We start from the raw sequence: 11,872 nt of genomic DNA on the forward strand, positions 1-11,872 counted from the left end.
GGCGACGGAGTTTTCGCGAGCGGACTGAGTTTTTTCGCGCGCCTGCGCGATTCATCTATATTCAGCTCACCGCCGAAATAGCTGAATCGCTTCTTTTGGCGGGGCGCGCGTCTTTGGCTACAGGAGGGGCCTGCGCTCAGGCCGCGCAGGCCCCACGTCTCGTGAACAGGAAATGCTTACGCATTTCCACTGGCCGCCTCTACCCCTGTTCTCTGGCCGCGCGCTGGCGGAAATCTTATTCAAACGCAGATCATGCGTTTGAATGATTTCCCACTTCAGCAATCGCGCGCGGTCTGATCACTGCCCCGGATAGAACTGTTCTTTCTGTGAACAGAAAGAACCAAAGAAACTTTAGACGGATGCTGACGCATCCTCCCGCTGCCGGTGGCCCAACCCGGTGTTCACGCGCCATGACGTGCCCCGCCGCGGCCAATCGGCTGTGTCAGCCCAAATAACCTCCTCACGCCACAGAGTCGCCCTACTTGTGCATCCTGATTTTGTAATTCACCCCTAGCGTAATCGCCATTTGATCCGCCGGCGACCGAAACGGATTGCCCTCATACTTCGTCACCCCCTTGTAGACATCCGACAACCCGATGTTATAGCGAAACTCCGCCGAGATCGAAAACCGCCGGATCGCCACCAGAAACCCCGCCCCGAACGTCACCCCGTACTCCCAGCGATTGTCCCTCGTCGGATCATACTCATACTTTCCCTTCTCGATCACCTCCCCCGTCACCTCGTTGAACTCCCTGAAGCGCGAATCGAGCGCATAGCTCACATACGGCCCCGCGCTGAGGTAGAACCTCGATCCCCCCTTACCCAACGGCAGATACGGCTGCCAGAGAATCGGCACCTCGATCACACTCCAGACCCGTTCCGACACCTCCTCCGAATCGAAATAGCGATGCACCCTGTACCCCTTCTGCGACCAGTTGATATCCGCCTCGATACACCCCACATACTTCTGCGCCGGGACATCGAACTTATAGGAAATCCCCCCCACCATCAGCCCCATCTTCATTTTCGTCTGCCTCGTCGGTTCGAACCGGATCGACCCCATCGCATACCCCCCCCTCACACCGATATAGTGATCCACCTTGACCGGCGCCCAGGCCGCGCTGAGCGTCTCCGACGGCACCCCCCGCTCCTGCCCCCTCACCGTCCCGCAGCCCGCCCCCAGAGCGACGGCCACAGACCAGACCAGATATTTCAACCTATTGATTTTCATTCCCATGTATCATCAAAACCGCCCGAACAATTCATCCACATCCACCTCCACCCCTACATCCCAATTCTCCTTCGCCAGAATATCCCGCCCCGAGACCGGATGCTCCCAGAAACGGCTCCTCTCCGGCTGCCTCCGATCGACCAGACTGCCCGTATCCCACTCCCCGTTTCCGTTGCGATCCTCCGTCACCCGGAGCCGATAGCGATTCGGCGGCAGATACTGCAACTTATAGACCCCTCCCCTCACCGCATGCGTCACCTTTCTCACCGTCTTACCGTCCCTCGTCTGCCACTCCAGAATATACTCCGTTCCCGGCACGCTATCCCCCTCCGCAAGGCCCAACAGACGGATGATCGCCGTTCCGAATCGGCTCGTATCCGCCACCCGGAACGTCGATTTCAGCGTATCGTTCGCCTGGAACGCCACATCGAGGAAGACACTGTCCGGAATCAGCAGCGCATACTCCTCGTCCGGCCTCCAGTCCGCCCGAATCGTCAGCATGCGTCGCGAAACCGTATCGAAATCGACCGTGAAAGCCTCCGGCTGTTCGACCTTCTGCACCGTCGCCTCCGTGGCCACCGTCTGCCGGTCGCGGCTCGGCAACGCCGCCGCCCCCGCCGTGAGCCTCGTGAGCCGAATCCGGCTGCTGTCCACCCTCCGCAACGGATAGTCGAATACCATCCGGATATGGTTGTCCGGAATCAACGGATTATCCGCCAGGACATTGAACCCGAACAGATTCGGCGCCCCCGCCTCCTCTTCCCCCCGTTTCGGTTTTTCGACCTGCGTCGTATCGACATCCACCTGTTTGAAGAGCGTACTGTCCGCCAGCAGCTCCGCATCCGTCCGTTTCGGATCGCCCCTCCGCCGGCTGATCACCCTCGCCACCCTGATCCATTTTTTCTGCAACCGCTCAGCCCGTTTCGCCCGTCGCCGCTCCTCGCGCACCTTCCGGACACTGTCCGCATACGCCGTATTCGAGCGCTGCACCCTTCGCGGCGCATTCCGGTCGAAGACCCGATGTACGAACGAGAGCGTCTCGCTCCGCACCTGCGGCTGCCAGACACTGTCCTGCGTCATATACTCGATCCTGACCCTCACCGTATCCGGCAACAGCTCCGCCTCCTGTTTCGTCGGCGGTTCGATCCAGTACCAGACCGTATCCCCCTTGATCCCGTCCTCCCTCCTCAGCCACGTCGAATCGATCCCCTCCGGCGCGAACGAGACGATCCGCTGCCGCTCCCTGTTGTTGAAGACGATCTGCAACTGCTGCCTGATCGGCCGTTTCTGCTCCAGAATCATCGTCCTCTGCTTCGGCTCCTCCAGGAAGAGTTCGAACACCAGCTGCGGCGGTTCGATCCGTCTCCTCGGGCCGCGCCGTCCCTCCGCCGGGTCGATCCACATATCGAAATCCGGCATCCGCGTCGGGTTGTAGACCGAATCGAGCATCGCGATATAGTCCTTTCCCGGTTCATAGCGTTGATTTCCGTTCTTGTCCAGCATCGCATAGATCCGGTAATCCCGATCCCGCAGAATATCGGCCAGAAACAGCCCCGAACTGTCCGTTCGGAAGATCGCCCTCGCCCGCGCGTTGAACATCACCGAATCGTACACCGCCGAGTCCGCCTCCGCATCGAAGAAGAAGACCATCGCCCCGACCACCGAGTCCCTCGTCTGCGCATCGACCGCCAAACCGCTCATGATGAGCGTATCCAGCTCCGCCCCCGTCGAGAAGATAAAGGCATAGTTTCCCAGCCGATTCCCCTCGTTATTGTCGGCGATCGAGTTTCCGAAATCGATCCGATAAGTCGTCCCGCTGTCCGGTTTCTCCTCGAAATCGACCACGATCGACCTCCCCTTTACCGTCAGCTGCGGTTGCTTTCCCGTCGGCGACGGCGGCGAGACGAGCATCTCCTTCTGCTGGTCGCGCAGAGCGACATATTCATTGAAATTCAGCACGATGCGTTTCCCGTCGAAATTCACCGTCCGCTGCATCGGCACCGTCCCGACCACCAGCGGCGGCAGCGAGTCGCGCGGCCCTCCCTGCGGCTGCGCAATCGAAGCGCACCGCACGAAGATCGTGCAACCGAGCAGCACGAACAACAGATCGCGTATCCGAAACTCTCTCATCCGCGTATAATCCTCTTTGTTTCCGTAAAATTTTCGTCCCACCATACCGGCCAACGCCGCGACGGCATTCGGTTCCTCCGCCACAACAGCCTCCCCGCATCCCATTCCCGTCTCGCCGCCCCCGTCCGAACAACAAATATAGGTATATTTTCCCGCCCGGCCGCTGTCCCCCGCAAACCGCCTCCCCTAAGAAGCCGGAGACGACCGCCCCGAAAACGGAACGGCGACCGCCCTGAAAGCCATGCCCTCAAGCCGGTCGCCGTCCCGGCGCAGGAAACAGAAAGCTCCCCCGCCGCATAAATCCGACGCCTACATCCGTCCCCCGCCGAGCGCCCGGTAGAGGGTAATCATGCTCTGAATCTCCGAGAAACGGTTGGCCACCCGGCTGAGCTGCGCCGTGAGCAGCGTCTGCTGCGCCGTCAGCACCTCCAGATAGGTCGTATTGCCGTGCTTCATCAGCAACTGCGTACTTTTCGTCGCCGTCTCCAGCGACGCCACCTGTTTTTCGTAGTAGTCCGCCTTCTCCTTCGCCGTCTGATACTGTTCCACCGCCTCGTTCACCTCTACCCCCGCCTGCAAGAGCGTCTGTTCGAACGTCAGCTGCGCCACCTCCTGTTCCGCCTTGGCGATCTTGAGGTTGGCCCGATTGGCTCCCCGTGCGAAGATCGGCTGCATCAGCTGCGCCACCGCCGACGCGACGAACTTGGCCGGATTGACGATCATGCTCCCCGCACTATTCGTCCACCCCGCGCTCCCGCTGAGCGTGATACTCGGATAGAAAGCCGCCCTTGCCGCGTTAGTCGTATAGAAAGCCTGCGCCAGCGACAGTTCCGCCGCCCGCACGTCCGGCCGGTTGGCCAGCATCTGGATCGGCACCCCCACCGAGAAGGTCTCCGGCATCCGCTGTTCCGCGAGCCGTCCCCGCGCAATCCCCTGCGGCGTTCGCGCCAGCAGGAGATTGACCGAATTCTCCGCCTGATTGATTTTTTCAGCCAGATCGAGCACCTGCGTGCAAATCCCGTAATAGGTCGCCTCCGTCTGGGCCAGCGCCGCCTCGGTCACCATCCCCGCCTTTTTCATCGCGCGGGTCGTTTCGACACTCTGTTTCCAGATCGCCTCCGTTTCGACCGCAATCCGGTGCTGCGCATCCAGCATCAAAAGCGTGTAGTACGCATTGGCCACCCCCGCCACCAGTCCCGTCTTCACCGCCTGCTCGTACTCCTGACTCTGTTCGAAGCCGGCCTTCGCCTTGCGTTTGGCATTGGTCAGTTTGCCGAAGATATCGATCTCCCAGCTCGCCGCCACCGGAATGTTGTACGTCTGCACCGCCCGTTTGGTATCGACGCTGCTGACCGCCGCCTCCGGCGTGAAGGCGATCGACGGCAGGTACGACAACCTCGCCGCCCTGAGCCCCGCCTCGGCCTGCTCCACCCTCAGCGTCGCCGTCCGCATATCCGTATTCCTCACCAGCGCCGAGTCGATCAGGTCCCGCAGATACGGGTCCGTAAAGACCTCCCTCCACGACAAGTTCCCGAAATTGGTCGTATCCTTCCCCTCCGACAGCCCTGCCCCGTACAAACCCTCCGGCACCTCCTCCGTCGGCTGATATTTTTTATAGATGCCGCAGCCGCTCAGGATCAGAGCAGCCGCCGACATCGCGATGATTCTCTTCATACGTTGGAATTTACTTGGTTTTGAACGCACTCCGTCGCGTCACTACTTTTTCGACGTATCGATTCCGGCCTCCTTCAACTCTTTTTCGGTCTCCTCCATCTCTTCCTGGATCTGCCAGTCCTCGGTCGGTTCCGTCTGCAACGGTTTGATCTTCTCCTGCAACCACTGGAAGGCGATGAAGAGCGACGGCACCACGAAGAGCATCGCGAGCGTCCCGATCACCATCCCACCGACGACCCCGCTCCCCAACGACCGGTTCCCGTTGGCCCCCACCCCGGTAGCCGCCATCAGCGGCAACATACCGAAGATCATGGTCAATGCCGTCATCAGAATCGGCCGCAGCCGCGCCTTCGCCGCACTGACCGCCGAAGCGATCAGGCTCATCCCCGCGTGCCTGCGTTCCGTGGCATACTCCGTGAGGAGGATCGCCGTCTTGGCGATCAGCCCGATCAGCATGATCAGCCCCGTCTGCAAGTAGATGTTGTTCTCCAGGCCCATGATTTTGGCGAAGAGGAACGTCCCCATCAGCCCGCACGGCACCGAGAGCAACACCGCGAACGGCACGACGAAACTTTCGTACAACGCGCAGAGGATCAGGTAGACCATCAGGAAACAGATCGCGAAGATAATCCCCGTCTGTCCGCTCTGCTGGCTCTCCTCGCGCGTAATCCCGCCGAAGTCGTACCCATATCCGATCGGCAGTGCCGCCGCAGCCGTCTCCTCGACCGCCCGAATGGCGTCCCCCGTACTATATCCCTCCGCCGGCATCGCACTCACCGCAATCGAGTTGTACATATTGAACCGGCTCAAGGTTTCCGCCCCGTACACGCGCGTCAGCGTCACAAATTGAGACAGCGGCGCCATTTCGCCATTAGCCAGCCGCACGAAAGTATTGTCGAGCGACTTCTCATCCATCCGGTGCTTCGGATCGGCCTGCATCATCACCCTGTACACCCGCGAGAAACGGTTGAAGTTCGAGACATACTGTCCCCCGTAGTATCCCGCCAGCGTGCTCAGCACCGCATTCGGCGTCGTCCCCGCCCGCTTGCACTTGGCCGCGTCCACATCCACCATCCACTGCGGATAGCGCACGTCGAACGTCGAGTAAGCCATCGCGATCTCCGGCCGCTGGTTGAGCGCCCCGAGGAACTGCTGCACCGTTCCGTAGAACGTATTGATATCTCCGCCCGCCTTGTCCTGCATCTGGATATCGAGCGAGTTCCCCATCCCGTAGCCCGGGATCATCCCCGGCGACATGGCGAAGACCTGCGCATCCTTGATATCCGCCGTCCGGGCATAGATCTGTCCGATCACCGCATCGACCGCATCCTCCTTCTTTTCCCGTTCGTCCCACGGTTTGAGCTTGACGATCGCCATCCCGAACGAGCTCCCCTGTCCCGAGATCAGCCCGTACCCGGACACCACCTGCAAATTCTGCACCTGCGGAATCGTCAGCAGCCGCTGTTCGATTTGGCCCATGATTTCATTGGTCGTCTGGAGCGAGTTCCCCGGCGCCGTGCTGACATTGACCATAATCGTCCCCTGATCCTCCTGAGGCACGAGACTCGTTTTGGTCGTCTCCATCAGGTAGACCAGCGCCGCCACCGAGCAGATCAGCAGCCCCCACGTCAGCCAGCGATGTTTCACGAAGACCAGCACGATTTTCTTATACTTTTCGCTGATCGTCCCGAAAGCCGCATTGAACGCCTTCCGGAACTTCGCCGCAAAGTTGTTTTTCGAACTTCCGTCCTCATTGGTGTACGGTTTGAGCAGGAGCGCGCACAGCGCCGGACTGAGCGTCAACGCATTGACCGCCGAGATCCCGACCGCCACCGCCATCGTCAACCCGAACTGCGTGTAGAACGTTCCCGACGTCCCCCCCATGAACGAGACCGGGATAAAGACCGCCATAAAGACCAGCGACGAGGTGATCACCGCCCCGCTAATCCCCTTCATGGCATCGATACTTGCCATATACGACGACCGGTACCCCACATCGAACCTCGCCTGCACCGCCTCGACGACGATAATGGCGTCGTCCACCACCGTCCCGATCACCAGCACCAGCGCGAAGAGCGTAATCAGGTTGATCGAGAACCCCGCCAGCGCCATGAATGCGAACGTCCCGATCAGCGAGACGATAATCCCGATGAGCGGGATAAACGTCGACCTCAAATCCTGCAAGAAGACATAGACCACCAGCGTGACGAGGATAATCGCCTCGATCAGCGTCTTGATCACCTCGTGAATCGAAGCGAAGAGGAAGTCGTTCGAGCTCATGAGCTGCGTCATCGCCACCCCCTTCGGGAAACTCTTGGCCGCCTCCTTCAGGAACGCATCGATCTTCTGATTGACCTCCGTAGCATTCGACCCCGCCGTCTGGAAGACCATACAAGCGATCCCCGGATGTCCGTTCAGCTTCCCGTGGAACGCATAACTCTCCTGCCCCAGCTCGATATCCGCGATATCCTTGAGTTTGAGCACCTCTCCGTCCTCCGTCGACCGGACGACGATTTCGCCGAACTCTTCCGGCGTCACCAGCCGCCCGCGGTACTTCATCGTATACTGGTACGTTTCGTCCGAATTTTCACCGAACGCCCCCGTCGCCGCCTCGATATTCTGTTCCGCCAGCACCTGCGCCACATCCGACGGGATGAGCTTATATTGCGCCATCACGTCCGGCTTCATCCATATCCGCATGCTGTAATCCGCCCCGAGCACCATCAGGTCCCCCACCCCCGTGATCCGGAGGATTTCCGGTTTGAGGTTGATCGTCAGGTAGTTTGCCAGGAACGTTTCGTCATACGTATCGTCCGGGCTATAGAGCGCGAACATCTGCAAGATACTCGTCTGTCGCTTCGAAGTGGTCACCCCCACCTGCGTCACCTCCGCCGGGAGCTGCCCCGTCGCCCGTGCCACCCGGTTCTGGACATTGACCGCCGCCATGTCCGGATCGACCCCCTGTTTGAAGTAGACCGTAATGGAGACCGACCCCGCATTGGAAGCCGTCGACGTCATGTAGGTCATATCCTCCACCCCGTTGATCGCCTCCTCCAGCGGTGCCACGACACTCTTCTGCAACGTTTCGGCACTCGCCCCGAAATAAGTGGCGCTCACCTGAATCGTCGGCGGCGCGATATCCGGATACTGTTCGACCGGCAGCGTGAAGAGCCCGATGATCCCCACCACGACGATCGTAATCGAGATCACGGCCGACAAGACCGGTCGTTCGATAAATTTTCTAAGATTCATGCAATTATTCCTCCCCGTTGATATTTGAGACTCCTCTCCTCCGAATGATTATTCCTTGTCCGTATGCCGCCGAATGGCCTCCGCCTTGGCCGCATCCTCGTCCGCCTGGCGAGTCTGCGCATCCTGAACTTTCGACTCCTGCGCCTCCGGTTGTTGCGCCTGAGGCTCCTGCTGTTGCTGTTGCTGCGGTTGAGCCGCCTGCTGTCCCTTCGGCACGATCGGCGTCCCCTCACGCAACAAGCCGACCCCTTCCGCCACGATCACATCGCCCGGCACCAGCCCCTCGTTCACGATAAACTCCCGTCCGCCGTCGACCCTCGTCACCTGCACCGGCGTCGCCTGCGCCTTTCCGTCCACCACCTTGTAGACGAACCGTCTGTCCTGAATTTCGAACGTCGCCGACTGCGGAATCACCACGACCCCCGTCCGCGTGACCGGCACCACCACATTCCCCGTCCCTCCGGAGTGCAGCAGCCCCTCCTTGTTCGGGAAGACCGCCCTGAGGCTCACCGCCCCCGTCGCGCGGTCGATCACCCCGCTGATCGTTTCGATCTTCCCGCCCTGCGCATAGGTCGACTTGTCGCTCAACGTCAGCGTAATTTCCGGCATCTGCTTCAGCGCCGCATCCTTCGACCCGTACTCCCGGATCAGATCGAGCAGCTGATTTTCCGTCATCGAGAAGTAGACATACATGTCCGAATTATCCGACACCGTCGTCAGCGGCTGGGGCATATTGGCACTCACCAGCGTCCCCACCCGATAAGGCAGCGTTCCGACCACCCCGTCCGACGGACTCTTCACCACCGTGTACGACAGACTGTTCCGCGCATTGACCTCCTGCGCCTTGGCCTGCGCCAGCTGCGCCTTAGCCGCCAGCAGCGTATTCTTGGCCGTATTCATATCGAACTCCGACACGACATTCTCCTTAAACAGCTCCTGCCGGCTGTCGTAATTCAACTGCGCCGTGGCCAGCTGCGCCTCCGCCGCCGCCACATTCGCCGTCGCCGTCTGCAACGCCGCGCGGTACGGCACCTGGTCGATCACGAAGAGCGTCTGTCCCTTTTTGACCCGCTGCCCCTCCTTCACCGCCACCTGCGTGAGCGTCCCCCCCACCTGCGGATAGATATCGATATCCTGTCTCCCCCGAATCGACGCCGAATAGACGCTCGACAGCGTCCGGTCCGTCGGCTCTACCGTCAACACCTCATATTGCGCCACCATTTGCGCCGGCGGAGCCTGCTGACACCCGACGGCCGCCGCACAACAGAGAGCCATCAGACCCATCCGTTTCATCATCATGCTAAACTTTTCGTTCATAGCTGCGTTCCTGTTTGGATTTGTATATTTAAGAGTGCAAAGATACATTTTTCGTCCGAAGAAAAACCGGTTAAACGTCTTTAGTTTTGGTCTTTTTCGGAACACCCCCGTCCGGCCATTTTCCGGAAAACGCTATTTTTGTTGCCGATCAGCCCAATCGAACGCTTATGAAATGGCCAAATTCGGAAATGCTTCTGGTTCAAAACACCTTTTTTGCCGGCTCCAGCCCGCTGAAACCGACCGCCTCGCGCCTTCGGAAATTAGAAGGCGGCCTTTTTCTAATCGGCCTGAGCGGTCGCGCCACCATCCGGATCGACCTGAAATCCTATGAGATCCGGCCCGACACCTACCTCGTCCTGCTTCCCGGCTCGATCGTCCGGCTGGAAGAGGCGAGCTCCGACTGCACCGTCTCGCTCTTCAGCTTTACCCGCGAGATGTTCGGCCAGGCCTCCATGCGGCTGGAGCTCGGCTTCTTCACCTTCCTGAAAGAACACCCCTGCTACACCGACCCTACCATCTACACCTCGACCATCCGCTCCCTGATGCAGAGCGCCTCCTCCGTCTACGCCGACAGCGAGAACCGTTTTCAGACCGCGATCGCCCAGCAGCTGTTGCGTTGCCTGCTGCTGGAGATCTACGACAAATCGTACCGCGTCTTCGGCGGTCGCGAGATCGTGGGCGGCAACCGTCAGGAGGAGCTCTTCAAGAAATTCATCGCCCAGGTACACGAGTACGCCGACGTCGAGCGCGAAGTTTCGTTCTACTCCGACAAGCTCTGCATATCGGCGAAATACCTGACCGGTATTTGCCGTCAGGTCGTCGGGACGACCGCCAAGACAATCATCGACGAGTTCGCGATCCTGGAGATCAAGGCCCTGCTCCAGTCCACCGAGTTGACCATCCAAGAGATATCGGATCGCCTCCGTTTCACCGACCAGTCCTATCTGGGGCGTTACTTCAAGCGCCACGAAGGCATCTCACCCAAAGAGTACCGCAACAACCACCTTTAAGCCCCCTGTCCGTTACGGTTTTGCGCCGGTTCGCTTGAGAGCTTTCGATCCGTTAGACAGAGAACCGGCATTCAAGTTTAAAAAGAGCCCATCATTTTGGGCATTTTGGAGGAGCGTAGAGACTTGATCGGGTTTTGAAGTAGAGATATCCTTTGCGGGTAGAGGCACCGTTATCTAATGCGGCATTGGGGTAGAGGCGGGCCGGTTCGAGTGCCGAGCGTCCCCGCCCCGGGCTACCGCCATCGGGATACGGGGGCGTTATGGAACGTCGGCAACAACGGTTACAGCTGGTCGTCCACGATCAGTTCGATTCAGGGCATGTATTTGGCCTTAGAATGCGGCATGCTCGATCCTGTTCACATCGACAGCCGCGCCTATGGTCTTCAGTTGCGTTGCCTCTCGGAATAAACGGGGGTAGAGGCGGCCAGTAAAACACCCTGTGGGTGCGCCCCGGGCTACCGCGATGCGGGAGACTTCGGTGAATCGGGTGATTTGATGGCTATCGGATGTAACGGATACTGTTATTCATCGTCCGTAACTGACACGAATTGTCTGTATTTAGGATTCTATATAACGCGTCTCCCTATAAATGATGCAGGCAGTCGTGCTCACGGTCTCCAGTTGCGTTGCCTCTCGGAATAAACAAGGACGAGAGGCACGCGAAAGATGGCTGGAACTACCCTAAGTAACCGACCACCCAACCCTGCATTTAAATTGCATCACTGCGGCTCTCTGAGCCGCGCGGGCCGAACACCTCCCCCTCAGGAGGAACGCACAGCGCCTTTTGCTACCAGCCTCTACCCCAATAATGTCTATCCCCATCCAAAGCGGACCGAAGCCTGCGGGTGCACTCAACGAGCATCGCGAGTTGCGGGCCGCCCGTGGGCAGGCGTCCGGCCCGCCGACCCGTTGAGTCGCAAAAGCAATGCCCAAAGCACGGCCAAAAGTTCAGTCCAATTCTGTCGGGTTCGGGCTGCGCGCTCCCCGGGTGGGCCGAAGGCCCAGCGCGCAGGCCCGGCGGTTCTACGAACCGCAATAGCACGACCAACAGCTCGGCCCAACCCACCGCCCGTTTATCACCACATTCTGTCGGGTTCGGCCTGTCGCCCACTCCCCCGAGCGGCAAAGCCGCTGGGCGACAAGGACGGCGCGACCCGTTGGGTCGCAAGAGCACGGCAAACAGTTCGCCCCGATTCTCTCGGGTTCGTCCTCGGCACGCCCCCACGCGCCGGTGCCTTCGGGAACTCCGATTGGGCAG

At 59.8% G+C, this 11,872-nt stretch carries 7 protein-coding genes; 2 read left to right on the forward strand and 5 right to left on the reverse strand.

The genetic code is table 11. The features are described from left to right. Positions 1 to 478: 478 nt before the first annotated feature. The 5 genes from Q9S52_RS09645 to Q9S52_RS09665 form a co-directional block, all read right to left on the reverse strand. Entirely contained in the window at positions 479 to 1,231 is a 753-nt protein-coding gene (locus tag Q9S52_RS09645; protein ID WP_294593579.1) for a porin family protein, read from the reverse strand. A 12-nt stretch (positions 1,232 to 1,243) separates the two neighbouring features. Beyond that, complete coding sequence (locus Q9S52_RS09650; RefSeq protein ID WP_304708962.1) at positions 1,244 to 3,466, reverse strand: Ig-like domain-containing protein; 2,223 nt, start codon at positions 3,464 to 3,466, stop codon at positions 1,244 to 1,246. 204 nt (positions 3,467 to 3,670) lie between these two features. Continuing rightward, a complete protein-coding gene (locus Q9S52_RS09655; protein ID WP_297627383.1) occupies positions 3,671 to 5,035 on the reverse strand; it encodes a TolC family protein in 1,365 nt (454 codons plus the stop codon). Positions 5,036 to 5,077: 42 nt separating this feature from the next. Beyond that, positions 5,078 to 8,287 carry an efflux RND transporter permease subunit gene (locus tag Q9S52_RS09660; protein ID WP_304708963.1) on the reverse strand — a complete coding sequence of 1,070 codons (3,210 nt, stop codon included), beginning with the start codon at positions 8,285 to 8,287 and terminating at the stop codon, positions 5,078 to 5,080. A 48-nt stretch (positions 8,288 to 8,335) separates the two neighbouring features. Continuing rightward, positions 8,336 to 9,604 (reverse strand): efflux RND transporter periplasmic adaptor subunit, encoded by a 1,269-nt coding sequence (locus tag Q9S52_RS09665; RefSeq protein WP_304708964.1) that lies wholly within the window; start codon positions 9,602 to 9,604, stop codon positions 8,336 to 8,338. Positions 9,605 to 9,771: 167 nt separating this feature from the next. Between Q9S52_RS09665 and Q9S52_RS09670 the strand changes: the two genes are divergently transcribed. Together Q9S52_RS09670 and Q9S52_RS09675 are read left to right on the forward strand one after the other, a co-directional pair. After that, complete coding sequence (locus Q9S52_RS09670) at positions 9,772 to 10,614, forward strand: helix-turn-helix domain-containing protein (protein ID WP_370649008.1); 843 nt, start codon at positions 9,772 to 9,774, stop codon at positions 10,612 to 10,614. Between the two features lie 210 nt (positions 10,615 to 10,824). After that, positions 10,825 to 11,022, forward strand: coding sequence for a hypothetical protein (locus Q9S52_RS09675; protein ID WP_304708966.1), 198 nt, complete (start codon positions 10,825 to 10,827; stop codon positions 11,020 to 11,022). The last annotated feature ends 850 nt before the right edge of the window (positions 11,023 to 11,872 follow it).

Source organism: uncultured Rikenella sp. (genome assembly GCF_948810725.1).
Classification (GTDB): Bacteria; Bacteroidota; Bacteroidia; order Bacteroidales; family Rikenellaceae; genus Rikenella.